The sequence below is a fragment of the Kosakonia pseudosacchari genome (assembly GCF_015167415.1).
Taxonomy (GTDB): domain Bacteria; phylum Pseudomonadota; class Gammaproteobacteria; order Enterobacterales; family Enterobacteriaceae; genus Kosakonia; species Kosakonia pseudosacchari.
Genome location: NZ_CP063425.1, coordinates 60,741 through 81,243, shown reverse-complemented (window position 1 = coordinate 81,243; position 20,503 = coordinate 60,741). Strand labels below are relative to the sequence as shown.

Here is a 20,503-nt window from a genome sequence, read left to right as displayed (position 1 = left end):
CACCGGAGGAGGCGTTTTATTTTCCCAACAACCTGCGTGAATTGTCTTCAATCTTGCCGCTCAAACGCCGCTTTTGCATCGTACGTGTCCAGCTCGCCGACAATCCCGCAGCGGACAGCAGGCGATGATACTGCTCATCGTCAAATGGCTGAAACCAGGCAATCGCCGCTGCGTCATAAACGCTAACATCACTTACACGTGAAACCAGCTCCAGCGGTGCTTCCGCCGACACATTGCCGCCCGCAATCACCCGATAAAGCCAGCCAGTGCGACCGCTGGACTGCATCTGCGAAGACATATCGCTGATGCCAAAGTGGAAATTGAGTTTGAAACAGGGCGAGCGCGGCTGCGTTACCTGAATCAGCGCGTCGCCCCAGCGAAAGATATCGCCGATAAAGACATTTTTCTCTGTCAGGCCGCTGGTGGAAAGGTTTTCGCCAAACGCGGGCGCACAAAATAATGCCGCCTGCTGCGGAAACATCTGCGCCCAGTGCGCATAGTGTTCTCGCGGGTAATGGCACAACGCGCGATCCGTCCCACCGTGGTAACTCTTTTCCGCCTGCTCGTCCCCGACGATGCCGGTTTCGGTTAGCGTGAGTTCACCATCAACCTGCAATTTTGCGATGGCGCTCGGTCGGCTGCCCTGATAATCCCTTATTTTTCCTACAAACACGTCAACCGGATGTTGCATATTCCCTCCAACAGGCTTCGTTCATCACGGTATTACACCACAATTGTTCGCAGACCAAACCTGCAAAAATGAGACATTCATGCACATGCGCACCGCTGTGCCGTGCTATCACTTACCTTACGCTTTTGAAACATGATTTCATTAATCGAGGAGGCAGTGACGTGACGCAAACAATCCCCTTTTCCGGCGTCTGGTGTCCTTCCATCACGCCGATGGACAGTGAAGGCAACATCGATCTCAATGGATTAAAGCAGCATATTACCCGCCTGACGGCGGCGAAAATCGACGTGGTATTGCTGATGGGCAGTATCGGCGAGTTCGCCTCTTTCACACTCGATGAACGAATAATGTTGATTCGTGAAGCGCGCGCTATGTCACCCATTTCGATGGTGGCTAACGTCTCTTCCACCTGTTTTAACGACATCCTGTGGATGGCGGATGAAGCCTACCGCACAGGCTATGAAGCCGTGATGGTGCTGCCGCCTTATTACTATGGGCAAACCAGCAACCAGCTTTTAAGCTACTTCCGCGCGCTGGGCAAAGCGATCAGCGGCAAATGGTTTGCCTATAACTTCCCGGCGCGAACCGGCTGCGATTTAACCCCCGAGTTGGTGGCGACGCTGGCCGCCGAATTCCCCGATTTTGCTGGCATTAAAGACACCGTGGATTGCCAGTCGCACACCCGCAATATGATTCTGGCAACCAAGAACGTGCGCGATGATTTCGCCGTGCTGTGCGGTTACGACGAATATTTCATTCCCAACCTGCTGGCGGGCGGCGCAGGGGTGATTTCAGGCTTAAACAACGTGATGCCGGAACTGTTTGTTAAAGCGCGGGAAACGTGGCGGCAAGGTGATGTGGCAACGCTGCATCAGGTGCAGCAAGAGATCGGCAAATTGATGGTCATCTACAGCATTGGCGACGATTTTGTTACTACCATCAAAACCGTGGTATCGCGCAAATTTGGCTACTGCACGCCTGTCGCCCGTAACTTCGGCAGCGCCCTCAATGAAGATCAGTGCAACCTTATCGACACCGTTTTTGCTATCCGGTAATGCAAAAGCCGACCGGTAAAGGTCGGCCTCATTGCGTTATTTGACGGTGTTTCGTAGTAAAACTTCCGCTTCCGCCCCTTTCACTTTTCGTGACCAGACAGAAGTCAAAATCGGCACCAGGATCGAAGTAACAATCACCGATGTCGCCACCAGCGCGGTGGCTGCCGGGGCCATCGCTTTGAAGTCCGGCACCATTTCAGCAATCAGCACCGGCGTAGCCACCGCAGCACCCGCCGAACTGGAGGCCGCCAGCCCCGCGGTTCCGTCGCCGCCGCCAATCAGTTTATCGGCAATAATCAGCGGGATCCCGGTGATGACAATCACCGCGACGCCGAGCAAAATCCCCAGCAGCCCGGTTTGCGCAATCACGCTTAAATCGATGGTGTTGCCAAGCGCGAAAGCGAAGAACGGAATCAACGTCTGCACCGCCTTGCTGAAGAACTCGCGCAGTTCCGGGTCGAGATTACCCAGCGCGAACCCCACGAGGAAGGGCAGCACCGCGCCGACAAACACATGCGGTTCAAAAGAAGCAATACCAGCAGTACCGAGGATGATCATCGTCATCAATGGGCCGGATTCCAGCGACATCAGCACAAATGCCCCGGCCTCCTCCTTAGTGCCGTACTGCTGCATGATGGAGGCGTACAACCCGCCGTTGGTCATATCCATCGAGGCCACCAGTGCCAGCGTCGATAGCCCGGCGAAAAACCCAGCTTCCACGCCGTGTTCCGGAAGCAACCGCGACGCAACCGCCGCCACTATCCACGCCACCGCGATTTTCGTCACCACCAGCGTGCCGGATTTACGCAGCACCGTACCGGTCGCGCTCAGTTTGATTGAAGCTCCCATACAAAAAAACCACACTGCAAGGATCGGCACCGTCCCGGTAATCATGCCGTTAGTGAACGAACCGAAGTATTTCCCGGCACCAGGCGCAAAAGTGTGGCACAAGGCACCGATGAACAATGGAACCAGCATCATCCCGCCAGGGATTTTCTCTATTGCACGCTTGATTTGCATATCTTCACCTGTAAAAACCGTTCGATTTTTATGGCGCTGGCACTCCGGTTGAACGGAACAACAGCCGCGCGGATGAAGAGAGCGTAGACCCGGATTGATGCGAGAAAAGTGATCAAACAACCATAACAAAACATTATTTCATTATTTTAGGATCAGCGTTCCTTTTGGTTTCTGGCGGGCAAAAAGGAATAAAAAAGCCCCGCTGGCAACGCCTGGCGGGGCTTCGACTCACGCTATCGTACGTGACGAAAGCGGCTTATTTTTTCGCAGCGAAACGCGCAGCCGCTTCGTCCCAGTTCACTACGTCCCAGAACGCTTTGATGTAGTCCGGGCGGCGGTTCTGGAATTTCAGGTAGTAAGCGTGTTCCCACACATCCAGACCCAGGATCGGGAAGCCGGACACGCCAGAGATCGCTTCACCCATCAGCGGGGAGTCCTGGTTAGCGGTAGAAACCACAGCCAGTTTGTCACCTTTCAGTACCAGCCATGCCCAGCCGGAACCAAAGCGAGTTGCCGCTGCTTTTTCGAATTCAGCTTTGAAGTTGTCCACGGAACCGAAATCACGCTCGATAGCAGCTTTCAGGTCGCCCTGCAGGGTGGTGCCTGTCTTCAGGCCTTTCCAGAACAGGCTGTGGTTCGCGTGACCGCCTGCGTTGTTACGCAGTACGGTTTTTTTGTCCGCAGGCAGCTGGTCCAGTTTGGTGATCAGCTCTTCAACCGGCAGGCTGGCGAACTCCGGCAGGCTTTCCAGCGCGGCATTCGCGTTGTTCACGTAGGTCTGGTGATGTTTAGTGTGATGGATTTCCATCGTCTGCTTGTCGAAATGCGGTTCGAGGGCATCGTATGCATACGGCAGAGCGGGCAGTGTATAGCTCATATTCATCTCCATTAAGGGTAAGCGGCTATTGTGTTAACGCCGCGTAAGCAGTTGGTTCATTATAGTTAATTAAATGATATTGAAAATGTTTATCAATGCCGTAGTTTTAATAAGGTTATAACTTTTGGTTATGTTATTGAAATCGTGAAGCCGTCCGTCCGCATCACGCCATGGTTGCCGGTCTGCAACGCAACGCGGCAAATATTTGAAGTGTGATCCTTTGTGCGATTTTTACGTCCATCGACCAGGCAGCGCAGCAATCTGTGTGCGGCTGGATGAGGTTTTTAAGGGTGGAAAACCATTGATGGCAACCCGCAAGACAGGGCTGCGTAGTGCGTCGAACCAGACAGGGCAAGCGAATCAGGCAGCAACCCGGCTGCGATGGCGCCACTGACCCGGCGTCATCCCCACTTCCCGGCTAAACACCACCGAAAAGTAGTTGCTGTCTTCAAACCCGCACTGCATGGCGATTTCGCTGATCATCTGCTCGGAGTGCTGCAACAAAAATTGCGCATGGCAAATGCGTAACTGGCGCAAATAGTGGTTGATAGTCATCCCGGTTTGAGTGCGAAACTGCTGGCGCAGCGCCCGCTCGCTGCACTGTTCCTGTTCACAAAAACGCTCCAGCACAAAGCTGCGATTCAGGCTGCCGGAAAGGGCGGTGATCAGTTTATCCAACAGTGCTTCACTGTGGGTCGCGGCGAGGTTATCGGTAGCGAAACGGTGGCGTTTTAGGGTCATCACCAGTTGGGCAAACAGGGTTTCCGCCATCAGATTCGCCAGCGGATCGTCCTTCGCGCTCTCATGTTCAAGTTGCGTAATCACCTGCCGCGCCTGCGCCATTCCGCTGCTACCAATCCGCCAGTGCGGGTTGGACGGCGCGCCGTTAAGCCCCGGAATATGCGCGGCCCAGTCGAGATTCAGCGTCAGCCGGTCCGGACAGTAGATAATGTTCTGTAACACCAGGTCATTAACCGAGGCGTAAGAGTGACAATCTTCGGCGCGAATATAAAACAGATCGCCGCGCGTAATGCGGTAAGGCCGGTCATTAAGCACATGCAACCCATTGCCGCGCCACACCATCACCAGTTCGCAGAACTCATGCGTATGTTCAGCAAAGACATTTTGCGGGTAGCGATCGGCCACCACAACCGCCTGTCCGGCGCGCGGGAAAAAGTCTGCTTTACGAAGAATTAACTCACCAGCCACAACGCCACCTCTGCCGTGAACAACCTGACATTATTAGCGGAAGCCCGAAAAAAAATCGGTGATAACCTTCTCGTTACTGGAGCAGCGTGTCGCGCCCCTGGCGAATATCACGCGGTGACCAGTCAAATTCGCGGCGAAACAGCGTCGAAAAGTGGTTACTGTCGCCGAACCCGCAGCGAAACGCGATATCCGTCACGCTCTCGTCGCTGTGGCGCAGCATATGGCGTGCCTTAATCAACCGCAGGCGGTTTAAATAGCGCTGCGGCGTCATACCGGTGGACTGTTTAAGCTGGCGATGCAGCGTGCGCAATGACAAGGTGAACTGTTCCGCCAGCGACTCCCAGCAAATATCCTCGGCGAAGTGATCCTCCAGCCACAGCATCAGCTGGTTCAGCCGCGCATCGCTGTTACCCGCATCTTCCTGCTGGCTGCTTTTACGCAATAACACCAGCAACTGCATAAACAGGATCTCGCGGTTGGCAATGTCATGGGTTGCCACTTCACTGCCCATCTCTTCCATCTGGCTAATGATGCCGCGCACCTGCCCCAGCGTGTGCTGGCTTACCCGCCAGTGCGACGGGTAATGCCCATCCTGCTCCTGCGGCAGCAACTGGTTCAACCCGGCAAGGAACTGGAACGCATCCGGCGAGCGGTACAGCACATTGGTCAAACAGAGATTATCGGTATGTTCATACAAATGGCGGTCATGATCGCGCACAAAACAGACCGTGCCGCCGCTGATGGTATAAGGCTGGCCATTAAAAACATGGATCCCCGTTCCGTGTTCGACAATAACGATTTCATGAAAATCATGGTGATGTTCCGGAAACGCGGCCTGGGGCAATCGCGGTTCAATGGCAACGGGTGATTTACCTGTCGGAAAAAAATCCACGCTATGCAGTACGGTCATGATTGCCCCGGTCTTGAGAAATGTTCTCAAAATAGTAATTAAGGGTTTTCGACCTCACCTTAAATTTTCGACGCCAATTCGCGCATAGCCTGCCGTTTTTTCAAGAAACGCCCGGAAAGATCGGGAAATGTGGTGAGGGTCACAATGGCCGAAAACCGCGCGATTACTGGAAACTGTGAACTCTCTCACGTTCACCTTTGCTTTCTTGCCAGCGCGAAATCGCCGCTGTCAGTAGCAAGAAGGTACGGCTGTCGCGCCCTTTTTAGACTGTCCGCAATGACTCTAAGAAGGACCCGATCATGACTTTTCGCCATTGTGTTGCGGTGGATTTAGGCGCCTCCAGCGGACGCGTCATGCTGGCGCGCTATGACCGTCAGAACCGCACGCTTTCGCTTCGCGAAATTCACCGTTTTATAAACTGTCTGCAAAAAGTGGACGGCTTTGATTGCTGGGATATCGACGGCCTGGAAGCTGAAATCCGCCTTGGACTGAACAAGGTTTGCGCCGAAGGCATACAGCCAGACAGCATCGGTATTGATACCTGGGGTGTTGATTACATCCTGATTAACCGCGAAGGCCAGCGCGTCGGGTTGCCGATAGCCTACCGCGACAATCGCACCGATGGCGTGATGCACCGGGCGCTGCAAAATCCCGGCAAAGCCGATATCTATCGTCGCAGCGGTATTCAGTTTTTACCCTTCAACACCCTGTACCAGTTACGCGCATTAGCAGAACAGCAACCGCACTTGCTGGAACAGGCCGATCACGCGCTGCTGATCCCGGATTACTTCAGCTACCGCCTGACCGGCAATCTCAACTGGGAATACACCAACGCCACCACTACCCAACTGGTCAATATCAATACCGATACCTGGGATGAATCATTGCTGGGCTGGGCTGGCGTTCCGTCTCGCTGGTTTGGCACGCCAACCCATCCGGGCAATGTTATCGGCAACTGGATCTGCCCGCAGGGTAATGCCATTCCGGTCGTCGCCGTCGCCAGCCACGATACCGCCAGCGCGGTGATCGCCGCACCGCTGGAAAATCACGACGCGGCCTATCTCTCTTCCGGCACCTGGTCACTGATGGGCTTTGAGAGCAAAACCCCCTACACCAGCGATGAGGCGCTCGCTGCCAACATCACCAATGAAGGCGGTGCCGAAGGCCGTTACCGGGTACTGAAAAACATCATGGGGTTGTGGCTGCTGCAACGCGTGCTGAAAGAGCAAAACATCTCCGACTTACCGGCGTTAATCGCGCTCACCGAGCAACTTCCTGTCTGCCGTTTTGTGATTAACCCGAACGATGATCGCTTTATCAACCCGGACAACATGAGCGCTGAGATCCAGGCCGCCTGCCGGGACGCGGGCCAACCCGTACCGCAGAACGCCGCCGAACTGGCGCGCTGCATCTTCGATAGCCTCGCGCTGCTGTATGCCGATGTGCTGAGCGAACTGGCGTTCCTGCGCGGTAAGCCGTTTACCCGCCTGCATATTGTCGGCGGCGGCTGCCAGAACCAGTTACTGAACCAGCTCTGCGCCGATGCCTGCGGGCTGACGGTCGTCGCCGGGCCGGTGGAGGCCTCGACGCTGGGCAATATTAGCGTGCAACTGATGACGCTGGATGAGTTAAGCAACGTCGATGATTTTCGCCAGCTGATCACGGCTAACCACTCACTGATTACGTTTACCCCTAATCCTGATAATGAAATCGCCCGCTATGTCGCGCGCTTTCAGCCAAAACGACAGACAAAGGAGCTTTGCGCATGACCACTCAACTTGAACAAGCCTGGGACATAGCTAAACAGCGTTTCGCCGCTGTGGGGATTGATGTCGAGGAGGCGCTGCGCCAGCTCGACAGGCTGCCGGTTTCCATGCACTGCTGGCAGGGCGATGACGTTGCCGGTTTCGAAAACCCGCAAGGCAGCCTGACCGGCGGCATTCAGGCTACCGGTAATTATCCGGGCAAAGCGCACAACGCCACGGAATTACGCGCCGATCTGGAACAAGCGCTAAGCCTGATCCCAGGTCCAAAACGCCTGAACCTGCATGCGATTTATCACGAAGCCGAAACGCCGGTCGCGCGGAATGAAATCAAACCCGAACACTTCAAAAACTGGGTACAGTGGGCAAAAACCAATAACCTAGGGCTGGACTTCAACCCGTCCTGCTTCTCGCACCCGTTGAGCGCCGATGGTTTTACGCTCTCCCACGCCAATCCCGAGATCCGCCAGTTCTGGATCGATCACGTGAAAGCCAGCCGTCGCGTGTCAGCCTGGTTCGGCGAGCAACTGGGTACGCCGTCAGTAATGAATATCTGGATCCCGGACGGCATGAAAGATGTCACCGTTGACCGTCTCGCGCCGCGCCAGCGTCTGCTCGACGCGCTCGATGAGGTGATCAGCGAAAAACTGAATCCGGCGCACCATATCGACGCGGTGGAAAGTAAGCTGTTCGGCATCGGCGCAGAGAGCTACACCGTCGGCTCCAACGAGTTCTATATGGGGTACGCCACCAGCCGCCAGACCGCGCTGTGCCTTGATGCCGGCCACTTCCATCCGACGGAGGTTATCTCCGACAAAATCTCTGCCGCCATGCTTTATGTGCCGCGTCTGCTGCTGCACGTCAGCCGTCCGGTACGCTGGGACAGCGACCACGTTGTGCTGCTGGATGACGAAACGCAGGCCATCGCCAGTGAAATTATCCGCCACAAACTGTTCGATCGCGTCCACATCGGGCTCGACTTCTTCGACGCCTCCATCAACCGCATCGCCGCGTGGGTGATTGGCACGCGCAACATGAAAAAAGCGCTGCTGCGCGCGCTGCTCGAACCGGTTGAACAACTGCGCCAACTGGAAGCGGACGGTGATTACACCGCGCGTCTGGCGCTGCTCGAAGAGCAGAAATCCCTGCCGTGGCAGGCGGTGTGGGAAATGTACTGCCAGCGCCACGATACGCCAGCCGGTAGCCAGTGGCTGGAAAGCGTGCGTGCCTATGAGAAAGACGTATTAAGCAAACGTGGCTAATCGCTGCGCATTCATCAGACCCGGTAAGCGCAGCGCTACCGGGCAATAAACGGGAAACAGAAGACTATGCAGACCATTACCGATTCCTGGTTCGTCCAGGGGATGATCAAAGCCACCTCGGACGCCTGGCTGAAAGGCTGGGATGAACGCAACGGCGGCAACCTGACGCTGCGCCTGGATGAGGCCGATATCACATCGTTCGCCGCCGATTTTCACCAGAAACCGCGCTATATCGCCCTGAGCCAGCCAATGCCGCTGCTGGCCAATACGCCGTTTATCGTCACCGGCTCCGGTAAATTTTTCCGTAACGTGCAGCTCGATCCGGCCGCCAATTTAGGCGTAGTGAAAGTCGACAGCGACGGCGCGGGCTACCACATTCTGTGGGGGCTGGAGCATGACGCGGTTCCGACGTCAGAGCTACCAGCGCACTTCCTGTCGCACTGCGAACGCATCAAAGCCACCGGCGGAAAAGACCGCGTGATTATGCACTGCCACGCCACCAACCTGATTGCGCTGACCTACGTGCTGGAAAATACCTCTGATTTGATTACCCGCAAGCTGTGGGAAGGCAGCACCGAATGTCTGGTGGTGTTCCCGGATGGTGTCGGCATTCTGCCGTGGATGGTGCCAGGCACCGATGAAATCGGCCAGGCGACCGCCAAAGATATGCAGAAACATTCGCTGGTGCTGTGGCCCTTCCACGGTGTGTTCGGCAGCGGGCCGACGCTCGACGAAGCCTTTGGCCTGATCGACACCGCCGAGAAATCCGCCGAAGTGCTGGTAAAAATCTACTCGATGGGCGGGATGAAACAGACCATCACGAAGCAAGAGTTGATTGCACTGGGTAAACGCTTTGGCGTGACGCCGCTGCAATCCGCATTAGATCTCTACCCATAACAACATCGCGCCCCGCTCACTGAGACGGGGCGAATCCTCACCTGCAAGCCCTACAAACACTAACTCTCGTGGAGTAAAAGCAATGAAAACAAAAGCAAGCTTAATCCTCACCGTTGCCATGCTGGCGTTGTCCGGTTCCGCTTTAGCTGAAGTAAAAATCGCCCTTGTGGCGAAATCTTTAGGTAATGGCTTTTTTGAAGCAGCAAACACCGGCGCACAGGAGGCAGCCAAAGAGCTAGGCGATGTCAAAGTGATCTACACCGGCCCGACCACCACCACCGCCGAAGCGCAGATCGAAGTGCTTAACGGCTTGATCGCCCAGGGGGTGGATGCGATCGCCATCTCGGCCAACGATCCCGATGCGGTGGTACCGGTGCTGAAAAAAGCGATGCAGCGCGGCATTAAAGTGGTGTCGTGGGATTCCGGCGTGGCGAAAGCCGGACGCCAGATCCATCTCAATCCGTCTAATAACGCGCTGATTGGCGAAACCAACGTCAAACTGGCCGCCGATGCGCTAAAAGCGCTGCATGTTGAAAAAGGCGATGTGGCGATTCTTAGCGCCACGCCGACTTCCACCAACCAGAACATCTGGATTGCGGAGATGAAAAAGGTGCTGCCGAAGTACCCGTCGATTAACCTGGTGACTGTCGCTTATGGCGACGATCTCTCCGATAAAAGCTACCGCGAAGCGGTCGGCCTACTGAAATCGTATCCGGACCTGAAAGTGATTGTTTCGCCATCGTCGGTCGGCATTGTCGCGGCGGCGCAAGCGGTAAAAGACCAGGGCAAGATTGGCAAAGTGTATGTCACCGGTTTAGGGCTGCCATCGGAAATGGCGGGCGCGATTAAGTCCGGCGCGAGCAAAAGTTTCGCCATCTGGAACCCGATCGACCTCGGTTATGCCGCCACCTATTTAGCGGATGATCTGGTGAAAGGTACGGCAACCAAAGACGAAGCCAGCATGGGCAAACTCGGCAAAGTGAAACTGGATGCCGACGGTAACGGCGCAATGGCGGAACCGTTCGTCTACGACGCCAGCAACATTGATAAGTTCTCGAAGATTTTCTGATCCCTTCCGGCCCTCTTTTACGGGAGAGGGCACAAACTGGAGAACTATCATGACGGCATCCACTCCTCTGCTGTCGCTCAAGGGCATCACCAAGGTCTTTCCCGGTGTGCGCGCCCTTGAGAACGTGCAGCTCGATCTCTGGCCCGGCAAAGTCACCGCGTTGATCGGTGAAAACGGTGCGGGAAAATCCACGCTGGTCAAAGTGATGACCGGTATTTACCAGCCTGAAGAGGGCGAAATTCTCTATAAAGCGATCCCGATTTCACTGCCTACGCCCGAGTCGGCGCATAAAGTGGGGATCACCGCCATTCACCAGGAAACGGTACTGTTCGACGAACTCTCGGTCACCGAAAACATCTTTGTCGGGCAGTATTTATATAAAGGGCTGCTGAAAAAACTCGACTGGCCCGCCATGCACCAGCAAGCGCAGGCGATCCTCACCCGACTGGAGGTGCAAATTGACCCGCGCGCGACGCTAAAAACATTGAGTATTGCCCAGCGCCACATGGTGGCGATCGCGCGTGCGCTGTCGTTTGACGCGCAGGTGGTGATTCTGGACGAGCCGACCGCCGCGCTCTCGCAGCATGAAATTCTGGAGTTCTACCAAATCGTTGAGCGCCTGAAGCAGGAAGGCAAAGCGATCCTGTTTATCTCGCACAAGTTTGATGAAATTTTTGAGCTTGCGGATCACTACACTATTTTGCGCGACGGGGTGTATGTCGATTCCGGCGCCATCAATGACATCAGCGAAGAGCGGATGGTGGCGATGATGGTCGGGCGAGCCATTAACCAGAGCTGGCCGAAAGTGGCGTGCGAACCAGGCGAAACCGTGCTGGAAGTGCGCGATTTATGCCATCCCACCGAATTTGCCCATATCAACTTTTCGCTGCGCAAAGGCGAGATCCTCGGCTTTTACGGCCTGGTCGGTGCCGGTCGTACGGAACTGATGCAGGCGCTTTCCGGCGTGTCGCGCCCTTCTTCGGGCGACATCATCCTTAACGGACGAACGGTGCATTTCCGCCAGCCTGCGGATGCCATCAACGCCGGGATTGTCTGTGTGCCGGAAGAGCGGCAAAAGCAGGGCGCGATTATCGAACTGTCGATTGCCCAGAACATCAGCCTGCCGCAGCTCAGCAAACTCAATAGCAACGGCGTGCTTAACGAGGCCAAAGAGTGGGCACTGGCGGATGAGTACGCCCGGCGTTTGCAGGTGAAAGCCTTTAGCTGGAAACAGGCGGTGGAAACCCTCTCCGGCGGCAATCAGCAAAAAGTGGTGATCGGCAAATGGCTCGCCACCCATCCGGAAGTGATCATTCTTGATGAGCCAACGAAAGGCATCGATATCGGCTCCAAAGCCGCCGTACACCAGTTTATGTCTGAACTGGTGGCACAGGGGCTGGCGGTGATTATGGTCTCTTCCGAACTGCCGGAAGTGATGGGCATGGCCGATCGGGTGATCGTTATGCACGAAGGGCTGATGGTCGCCGAGTACCAGGCCGGTGAAGCGACGGCGGAAACCATCGTCAGCGCCGCCAGCGGTGCCGGGAAGGAGGCAGCATAATGTGGCAACAACTGCTTAAACATCGCGAAGCGCTGCTCGGCGGCGTGATTGTGCTGCTGGTGCTGATTATCGGCAGCCGCGTGCCGGCGTTTATCAGCCCCGGCAACCTGGTGGAGATGTTCAACGACACCGCCATTCTGATCATTCTCGCTCTCGGGCAAATGATGGTGCTGCTGACCAAAGGCATCGACTTGTCGATGGCGGCCAACCTGGCGCTGACCGGCATGATTGTCGCGCTGATCAACTTCCATCACCCGGATGTACCCGTCTGGTCGTTGCTGCTGTTGGCGACGGTGCTTGGGCTGGTGATGGGCGTCATCAATGGTCTGCTGGTGTGGAAACTGGGTATCCCGGCGATTGTCGTCACGCTTGGCACCATGAGTATTTATCGCGGGATTATCTTTTTGCTCTCCGGCGGCGGCTGGGTGAACTCGAACCAGATGGGCGCAGATTTTCTCGGCCTGCCACGCGCCTCACTGCTTGGTTTGCCGGTACTGAGCTGGTGCGCCATCGCCGTGCTGCTGCTGGTGGGCTACTTCCTGCGTTACAGCCGCACCGGACGAGCGCTCTATACCGCAGGCGGCAACGCCACGGCGGCGTATTACACCGGTATCAACGCCGGGAAAATGCAGTTTGTCAGCTTCTGCCTTTCTGGCGCACTGGCGGGTTTTTGCGGCTACTTGTGGATTTCACGTTTTGCCGTGGCCTATGTCGACGTGGCTAACGGGTTCGAACTGCAAGTGGTTGCCGCCTGTGTGATTGGCGGCATCAGCACCATGGGCGGCACCGGGCGTGTGCTCGGCTGTTTGTTCGGCGCGCTGTTCCTCGGCGTTATCAATAACGCGCTGCCGGTAATTGGCATTTCACCGTTCTGGCAGATGGCGATTTCCGGCACGGTGATCGTCATTGCGGTGCTGCTCAACGAGCGCGGTAACAAACGCAAAGGCCGCCTGATCCTGCGTGACGCGGCGCTGGCGCGACAAAAACAGGCGGTGAAACCATGAGCAAAATATTGACCTCCGAAGGCGTGAAAAATCCCCCTGCTACGGCACCATTCTTTAAGCGCGTGTTGTGCTGGGAAGGGTTTTTACTGGCGGTGACGCTGGCGGTGTTTGTGGTGAACGCCCTCGCATCGCCCTATTTCCTCAATATCTGGAATCTTTCCGACGCGACATTCAACTTCACCGAAAAGGCGATCATCGTCTTACCGATGGCGATGCTGATTATTGCTCGCGAAATTGACCTCTCTGTCGCCGCCATCATCGCGCTCAGCTCCACGGCGATGGGCTTTTGCGCCCAGTCGGGTATGGATACGCCGCTGCTGGTGTGCGTCGGTTTGGGCGTTGGGCTGCTGTGCGGATTGTTCAACGGCATGCTGGTAACGCGCTTCAACCTCTCTTCGATTGTGATCACCATCGGCACCATGAGCCTGTATCGCGGCATTACCTATATTCTGCTGGGCGATCAGGCACTTAACACCTGGCCTGCGAGCTTTGCGTGGTTTGGCCAGGGTTACGTGTGGGGCGCGCTGTCGTTTGAGTTTGCTTTGTTTATCGTGCTGGCGCTGCTGTTCGCTTTTCTGCTGCACAAAACCAACTTTGGCCGCCGCACGTACGCCATTGGCAATAACCCGACCGGCGCGTGGTATTCCGGTATTAATGTGAAACGCCACAACCTGATCCTCTTCGCGCTGGTGGGGCTGATGGCGGGCCTGGCCTCGGTGCTGCTGACGTCGCGTTTGGGCAGCACACGCCCGACGATTGCGCTCGGCTGGGAGCTGTCGGTAGTGACGATGGCGGTGCTCGGCGGCGTCAATATTCTCGGCGGTTCCGGCAGCATGGTCGGCGTGATTATCGCCGCCTTCCTGATGGGGCTGGTGACCTTTGGCCTGAGCCTGCTCAATGTGCCGGGCATTGTGATGTCGATTATCGTCGGCGCGATGCTGATTGTGGTGATTTCGCTGCCGATCATCACCCGCCGCATGATGCAGCGCAGGCGTTTATGAATCCCTCCGGCGACAGGGCGTTTCGTCGCCGGTAAAAATCAAACAAGATAAAGGAGTGATGTATGAGCTTTATGTTAGCACTACCCAAAATCAGCCTGCACGGCGCGGGCGCTATCGGCGATATGGTCACTATGGTGGCGAACAAACAGTGGGGAAAAGCGCTGATTGTCACCGACGGGCAACTGGTCAAACTGGGTCTGCTCGATAGCCTGTTTGCCGCGCTGAAAGCGCATAACATGGCGTATCACCTGTTTGATGAGGTGTTCCCGAACCCAACGGAAGCGCTGGTACAACAAGGCTATGCGGCGTATCAAAACAGCGCCTGCGACTACATTATCGCCTTCGGCGGCGGCAGCCCGATCGATACCGCCAAAGGGGTGAAAATCCTCACCGCCAACCCCGGCCCGTCGACCGCCTATTCCGGCGTCGGTAAAGTGAAAAACCCCGGCGTACCGCTGGTCGCCATCAATACCACCGCCGGTACGGCGGCGGAGATGACCAGTAACGCGGTGATCATTGATTCCGCGCGCCGGGTAAAAGAAGTGATTATCGACCCGAACATTATTCCCGACATCGCCGTGGATGACGCCAGCGTGATGCTGGAAATCCCCGCGTCGGTTACCGCCGCAACCGGCATGGACGCTCTTACCCACGCCGTTGAAGCGTATGTCTCGGTGGGCGCGCACCCGTTGACCGACGCCAATGCGCTGGAAGCCATTCGCTTAATTACCGCGTGGCTGCCAAAAGCGGTTGATGACGGCCACAACCTTGCAGCGCGTGAGCAAATGGCATACGGCCAGTATCTTGCCGGGATGGCCTTTAACAGCGCCGGTTTGGGCCTGGTTCACGCGTTAGCGCACCAGCCAGGCGCCACGCATAATCTGCCGCATGGCGTGTGCAATGCCATCCTGTTGCCAGTTATCGAAAACTTTAACCGCCCGAACGCCGTTGCCCGTTTTGCCCGCGTGGCGCAGGCGATGGGCGTGAATACCCGCGGGATGAGCGATGAAACCGCCAGCATGGAAGCCATCAATGCCATCCGCGCCCTGAGCGCGCGCGTCGGTATTCCTTCTGGTTTCAGCAAACTCGGCGTTACCAAAGCGGATATCGAAGGCTGGCTGGATAAAGCGCTCGCCGATCCGTGCGCGCCGTGCAACCCGCGAACCGCCAGCCGGGACGACGTCCGCGAGCTTTATCTGGAGGCATTATGATCCGCAAAGCCTTTGTGATGCAGGTAAATCCCGATGCGCACGAAGAGTATGAACGCCGCCACAACCCCATCTGGCCGGAGCTGGAAGCGGCGCTGAAAGCGGGTGGCGCACACCATTACGCCATTTTTCTTGATAAACAGCGCAATCTGCTGTTCGCCACCGTTGAGATTGAATCGGAAGTACGCTGGAACGCCGTCGCGAAGACCGAGGTGTGCCAGCGCTGGTGGAAACATATGCGTGATGTGATGCCGGCCAACCCGGACAACAGCCCGGTAAGCGCGGAGCTAAAAGAAGTGTTCTACCTGGAGTAAGCGGTTGCCCCCCTTCGCAAAGGAGGGGGGATTAACGAACGGGAAATGTCTGTTCGGCAACCAGGCCGTTATCATCAATCAGTTTGGCCTGGATACGCAGCGGTAAAACCGTGGGCTGAAGATCGTTTGCGGCCACGGTGTATCGCTTCTCGCCGTAGGGCGCCACCATCATGTCCGGCTGCTGCTCCACAGCGTAGTTTTTTTCGCCATAGCGTAACGATAATCCGCCAAAGGAGAGATGCCACGGCGAGGCGTTATGGCAGACGATCTCCATGTTTTTGCCGCTGTTGACCACACTGAAGCGGATTTTTTTCGCTATATCCACCGGCGCGCCAAGCCCTTTTGGTCGCCAGAAGATTTTCATTTGCGTATTCATCGTCAGGATCACGCTGCGCGCGTCTGGCGCGGAGGTGGTTGATTTTGGCGGCATTTCGTACAGATTGAGCCAAAAGACCGACTCCCGATCCTTTGGCAGCGTTTGCTGGTTATACAACAGCCGCAACCCCTTCATCCCTTTGGGTTCGAGTGAAAACAGCGTGGGAACCGCCACAAACGGCGCTTTAACGCGGGCTGGCGCATCGACATCCGCTTCGCCGTTATCGACCCAGGTTTGCACCATCACCGGCCAGTTGTTGGCGTTTACCAGCATCAGGCTTTGCTGGGTCTGGCCTTCGTTAAAAATCACCCGCGTCGAGGCGGCGATAAGCCCGGCGCGGGTGGAAAAGGTAGCCACCAACAAAGCGGTGAGCAGCGCTAAGGCAAGCCGTTGTCTCATTGGACTTTCACCAGCACTTCGGCACTGGCATCAACCTTGCCAGCCGTCACCGTTTCGCCCGCGATACGGGTCAGATAAGCATTGAAATTCACCACATATTCGTTAATCGCTGCGGAGCCGTTATTGGTGATCTGCGTTGCACCATCACGCACGGCGTACCAGCCGCCGCTGCCGCCCGGTCTACAGGTTGCGGCCTGGCAGCGAAACCAGCCAATAAAATTACGCAGTACACCGTCATTGCTATTGGCTATCTGAATACCGACTCCGCTGGCATAACCCGGTTGCCCATATTTTTCGGAAAGCAGATAACTTACGCCACCGGACGCATTCACCAGGTTGAGTTGCTGCGCCGTCAGGTAACTTTCATAGGGCACCTGAAGCCCCATTGCCGTCATCCCTTGTGTTTCACCGCTTGTCGACTGCCCTTCACAGAGGATATGCACGTTAAAGCTACTTTGAGCGGTTTGACCATTGTTCAGATCGTTAATGGAAATGGTGGGGAAAAAGACCATCGGTGTGACGCTTTTCGCGACACAGGTGGGTATCGATACCAGGTTGGCGGGGTAACCCGTAGAAATGCCCATATTGATGGCCATCCAGTTATCTAAATACCAGCCATTAAAGGTGTAAGCAGAATCGCCAGAATCACAATAGGCGTCCGGGCTGCCGGGTGAGCAGAAAGAGACATAACCGTTGGGCTGGTTGCAGCTATACGAACCTGCAGTTAATTCTGACGAGCGAGCGCAATAGTTAGAAGGGGAACCCGCAGAGGTTTTCCCGCTTACCCGAATCAGATCCGCGCGAATAGGGCTGAAATCTTTGACACGAATATAGATTTGGCTGCCATCCGGCGACACCTGGTAGTTCTTCATCGGGATACGCTGATATTGACGCGTAAACACCGTGCCCGAATTCATGTGCGTCAACCGTAGCGCAACATGCTCAAACAGCGTGCCGTAGTAGTCGGGATAACCATCCGCTTTACCCAATTCATAAAAACCGCTGTAACGATCGTCGCCATTGGTGGCGATGATTTCAAAGATATTGTTTTTATCGGCGATATCGCAGACCCACAGCACGCTATCCGGGCTTTTGTAACGCGGGTTCTGCGAGAAGGTCACGATATTCGAACCCAGCGGGGAACCTATCGGTTGGATTTCGAGGCTGGAAACGTTGATGGTTCCCATCGCCAGGCTAAGGCCCAGAGAATCTTCTTCCGTGCGAACGAAATCGGGGCCTTTTTTACATAGCGCGCTCGCAGACAGGCTGGTTAATAAAAGGATATTCAGCAAAATAATGCGTATAAGTGACATACAAAAACTCCGTCGATTAACGACAAGGCAAGCTCATCAGAAGCAGAGGTTTGCGCGGCGGCGTAATACGCCATGAGATATGGCAGATGTCCTGAGCGTTGTTTCCCCACTGAACGCGCAACGTTCCTTTGTCGTCACTCGAACGCAGGTAAATTTGGTTGGCCTGGCCGACCATGCCGACGTAATTGCCGTAGCTGTCATAGACGGCGGAACCCATCGGGATGGGCGTATTGTTCTGCGGTTGCGCGGTGATCAGCATGGCCTGGCCGCTTAGCGTGTTAAAACGAACCCGCACCGTCGCGCCCGCATACGGGGCAACGCGCTGAAGTGACGTTTGCAGTTCAACATCTTCGCTCATATTGCGGGGATCCAGACCGATGTTGTTGAACTGATAAGCCCCCAGCGACGGCGCAATCGCATAGCCAAAGGCGTCAATGCGCGCCCCTTGTCCACCAATCACTTCCGCACCTCTGGCACCGGGTGCATCAACCAACACAAAGCTGTCGCCCACCCAGTGACCGAGCGTTACGCCACCTTTATGCGCCACCAGGGCGCCCTGAAGCGAACCAGACGCTTGCCAGTAATTTTTCGATGAGGACCATGAGAGGCCAGCATTGGCATACGGGAAACTGCGCTGGAGCCCGCCGCCCCAAACGGATTGTTCACCTTTGCTGTCGGTCGAGTAATTCAGGTTGTAGTTCAGCGGGTTCTGCTCGCCATACACCCCGCTCAGCGTCGACTGGTAGCCGCCATCGCGGCTATTGCTGCCGTTTGATCGGTTCGCGCTGGCCGACAAAATCGGGGCATAGCGCGTACTGCCAAGCGGCACGGAAACAGAGAGCGACCACATGGTTTGTATGCGATCACGCAGAAAAATCGTATGTTCGTTACCGCTGTTTTGCCATGGCGTACTGTTCATGCCAGGCACGACGTTGTACGTCCTCGCCACGCCCAGATTCAGCGAAATGCCATGGTTGAAGGTTTTACTCCAGTTGAACTGTAACTGTTTGTCGCGTTTTTTACCGTCACGGTAATCCTGGGACGACGCAGAGAGGGTGATATCACCCAGCACGCCAATGTGCTGACCGGCGGAAATCTCGATGCGGCTGCGTTGCTTCCAGCTCAGCGATTGCCATTTTTGCCCGTGATGACGTGCTTCGCGCGAGCCTAATGCGTCGTAAAGTTCAGAATACCCTTCCGTTGAATAGCGATAACCCGCCAGCGTAAATGAGGTGCCGGTGCGTGGAATAAATTTGCTGTAGTTCGCGCGCAGCGTCCAACCGCTCTTGTTACCGTCGCTGCCCATATTCGCGCGCGAGAACATACTGTTCAGGCCAAATGCCCCGGCCACGCTGCTATAAACCGCGCCCAATGAATAGCTCATATAACCCGCGGCGAGCTGATTTCCGAGGTTGAGAGTGAGGGAGTTCGTCAGCCCTTGCCGCCAGACCGCTTCGCTAAAGACATTGTTATCGCCAACGTCGCGCGCTCGCCCCACAGTGAAAACGTAATCAGAAGTACCCGGACGCATGGATTCAGCCAGCGCGGAGAACGGCACGCTAAAGGTGTTTTCACTGCCGTCCGCCTCGCTGACAACAACGGTTAAATCCCCGGCAAAGTTAGTGGGATAGAGATCATTTATGGTGAACGGGCCGGGGGCAACCGTGGTTTCGTATAGTGTGGTTTTGCCTTGCAGGATGGTCACTTTGGCGTTGGTTTTAGCAATCCCACGCACGACGGGCGCATAACCTCGCTGGGAGCTGGGCAACATTCGCGTATCCGATGAGATCTGGAAACCACGAAAACTCATGCCGGAGAAGAATTGCCCGTTGGTGTAACCTTCGCCAATCAAGATTTCACTGCGTAACGGGTAAATCGCACGCTGGATATAGCGGCGGCTGGTGCTCCAGCGGCTGCCGTTATCTCTGCTGTAATTTAAAGTGGATTGCTGGCGATAACGCCATAATCCCAAATTAATACCGCCATTGAAACTCAACCAGGTTGAATCCATGCCGCCCGTATTACCCTGCCGCGACTTAACATGGTATTGGTTAGCCATATAGTTGAGAAATAACATGCTCTCCCCGGCGCTGAGACTGGCTTCGCTTACGCTGCCACGGGGAACCGATTTCAATAACGCCTGCGGCGCGGTGAAATCCATTCGCAATTGCGCCATGTCATCTTTACGTGTGATACCGTTCAATACCTTATCGTCTGGCCAATAACATGTTTGCGCAGAGTCATCAGACAATGCGTTAAAACCCAACGTTGTTAATAAATCATGGGGCAGACACGGTTCGATTTTTTTACCGCGCCGGGAAAATTCAATCTCGCGGTGAGTAGTAAATTGCCCATTAAGATAAATATCGAGAGAATGTCGGCCTGGCGTAATTAATTCATCATTATTTAAACGCAGGAGATCTTCATTAGATAATCCACTCCCCTTTAATAAAGAAGCGTCAAAATAAAATTCATTATCTTTCGCTGATGCTGTCAACGATACAACAGAAATAAACCCTATGAGAATACGAAAGCATGAGGAGCGCAGATGCATCAGTACCATCCGAGTTGAAT

General features: G+C 55.5%; 18 protein-coding genes. 10 read left to right on the top strand and 8 right to left on the bottom strand.

All coding sequences use genetic code 11. The features are described from left to right. Positions 1-16 precede the first annotated feature (16 nt). Entirely contained in the window at positions 17-691 is a 675-nt protein-coding gene (yiiM, locus tag IP581_RS00380) for a 6-hydroxyaminopurine reductase (RefSeq protein ID WP_193821520.1), read from the bottom strand. A gap of 161 nt (positions 692-852) precedes the next feature. Between yiiM and IP581_RS00375 the strand changes: the two genes are divergently transcribed. Further along, positions 853-1,746 carry a dihydrodipicolinate synthase family protein gene (locus tag IP581_RS00375; RefSeq protein WP_193821519.1) on the top strand — a complete coding sequence of 298 codons (894 nt, stop codon included), beginning with the start codon at positions 853-855 and terminating at the stop codon, positions 1,744-1,746. A gap of 36 nt (positions 1,747-1,782) precedes the next feature. Here the strand turns inward: IP581_RS00375 and kdgT are convergent, their stop codons facing one another. The 4 genes from kdgT to rhaS (IP581_RS00355) all read right to left on the bottom strand — a co-directional run bounded on the left by kdgT (position 1,783) and on the right by rhaS (IP581_RS00355) (position 5,762). Further along, positions 1,783-2,766, bottom strand: a complete 984-nt coding sequence (kdgT, locus tag IP581_RS00370) for a 2-keto-3-deoxygluconate transporter (protein ID WP_086873309.1) — start codon at positions 2,764-2,766, stop codon at positions 1,783-1,785. Positions 2,767-3,022: 256 nt separating this feature from the next. Further along, entirely contained in the window at positions 3,023-3,643 is a 621-nt protein-coding gene (sodA, locus tag IP581_RS00365; RefSeq protein WP_086873310.1) for a superoxide dismutase [Mn], read from the bottom strand. A gap of 360 nt (positions 3,644-4,003) precedes the next feature. Further along, positions 4,004-4,852, bottom strand: a complete 849-nt coding sequence (rhaR, locus tag IP581_RS00360) for an HTH-type transcriptional activator RhaR (RefSeq protein WP_193821518.1) — start codon at positions 4,850-4,852, stop codon at positions 4,004-4,006. Between the two features lie 73 nt (positions 4,853-4,925). Continuing rightward, the gene (rhaS, locus tag IP581_RS00355) at positions 4,926-5,762 is read right to left on the bottom strand and encodes an HTH-type transcriptional activator RhaS (protein WP_086873312.1); all 837 of its coding nucleotides are present in this window, start codon (positions 5,760-5,762) and stop codon (positions 4,926-4,928) included. 299 nt (positions 5,763-6,061) lie between these two features. Between rhaS (IP581_RS00355) and rhaB the strand changes: the two genes are divergently transcribed. The 9 genes from rhaB to rhaM all read left to right on the top strand — a co-directional run bounded on the left by rhaB (position 6,062) and on the right by rhaM (position 15,841). Continuing rightward, on the top strand, positions 6,062-7,531 hold the full coding sequence (gene rhaB / locus IP581_RS00350) for a rhamnulokinase (protein ID WP_193821517.1): 1,470 nt from the start codon (positions 6,062-6,064) through the stop codon (positions 7,529-7,531). Continuing rightward, on the top strand, positions 7,528-8,787 hold the full coding sequence (gene rhaA, locus IP581_RS00345; RefSeq protein WP_193821516.1) for an L-rhamnose isomerase: 1,260 nt from the start codon (positions 7,528-7,530) through the stop codon (positions 8,785-8,787). The genes rhaB and rhaA overlap by 4 nt, the downstream gene beginning before the upstream one ends. Positions 8,788-8,853: 66 nt before the next feature. Beyond that, on the top strand, positions 8,854-9,684 hold the full coding sequence (rhaD, locus tag IP581_RS00340; RefSeq protein WP_193821515.1) for a rhamnulose-1-phosphate aldolase: 831 nt from the start codon (positions 8,854-8,856) through the stop codon (positions 9,682-9,684). Positions 9,685-9,766: 82 nt separating this feature from the next. Beyond that, positions 9,767-10,753, top strand: coding sequence for a rhamnose ABC transporter substrate-binding protein (gene rhaS / locus IP581_RS00335; RefSeq protein ID WP_193821514.1), 987 nt, complete (start codon positions 9,767-9,769; stop codon positions 10,751-10,753). Positions 10,754-10,802: 49 nt separating this feature from the next. Then, on the top strand, positions 10,803-12,314 hold the full coding sequence (locus IP581_RS00330) for a sugar ABC transporter ATP-binding protein (RefSeq protein WP_193821513.1): 1,512 nt from the start codon (positions 10,803-10,805) through the stop codon (positions 12,312-12,314). Beyond that, positions 12,314-13,318, top strand: coding sequence for an ABC transporter permease (locus IP581_RS00325; RefSeq protein ID WP_193821512.1), 1,005 nt, complete (start codon positions 12,314-12,316; stop codon positions 13,316-13,318). The genes IP581_RS00330 and IP581_RS00325 overlap by 1 nt, the downstream gene beginning before the upstream one ends. Further along, positions 13,315-14,319, top strand: a complete 1,005-nt coding sequence (locus IP581_RS00320) for an ABC transporter permease (protein WP_193821511.1) — start codon at positions 13,315-13,317, stop codon at positions 14,317-14,319. Before IP581_RS00325 ends, IP581_RS00320 begins: the two co-directional genes overlap by 4 nt. A gap of 62 nt (positions 14,320-14,381) precedes the next feature. Then, complete coding sequence (gene fucO, locus IP581_RS00315) at positions 14,382-15,530, top strand: lactaldehyde reductase (RefSeq protein ID WP_193821510.1); 1,149 nt, start codon at positions 14,382-14,384, stop codon at positions 15,528-15,530. After that, complete coding sequence (gene rhaM, locus IP581_RS00310) at positions 15,527-15,841, top strand: L-rhamnose mutarotase (RefSeq protein WP_193821509.1); 315 nt, start codon at positions 15,527-15,529, stop codon at positions 15,839-15,841. The genes fucO and rhaM overlap by 4 nt, the downstream gene beginning before the upstream one ends. Positions 15,842-15,872: 31 nt before the next feature. Here rhaM and IP581_RS00305 read toward each other — a convergent pair whose 3' ends face one another. The 3 genes from IP581_RS00305 to IP581_RS00295 are packed head-to-tail and all read right to left on the bottom strand — an operon-like array spanning position 15,873 to position 20,483. Continuing rightward, positions 15,873-16,616 carry a fimbrial biogenesis chaperone gene (locus tag IP581_RS00305; protein ID WP_193821508.1) on the bottom strand — a complete coding sequence of 248 codons (744 nt, stop codon included), beginning with the start codon at positions 16,614-16,616 and terminating at the stop codon, positions 15,873-15,875. Continuing rightward, positions 16,613-17,929 (bottom strand): fimbrial protein, encoded by a 1,317-nt coding sequence (locus IP581_RS00300; protein WP_193821507.1) that lies wholly within the window; start codon positions 17,927-17,929, stop codon positions 16,613-16,615. Before IP581_RS00300 ends, IP581_RS00305 begins: the two co-directional genes overlap by 4 nt. Positions 17,930-17,945: 16 nt before the next feature. Then, complete coding sequence (locus IP581_RS00295) at positions 17,946-20,483, bottom strand: fimbria/pilus outer membrane usher protein (protein ID WP_193821506.1); 2,538 nt, start codon at positions 20,481-20,483, stop codon at positions 17,946-17,948. Positions 20,484-20,503 lie beyond the last annotated feature (20 nt).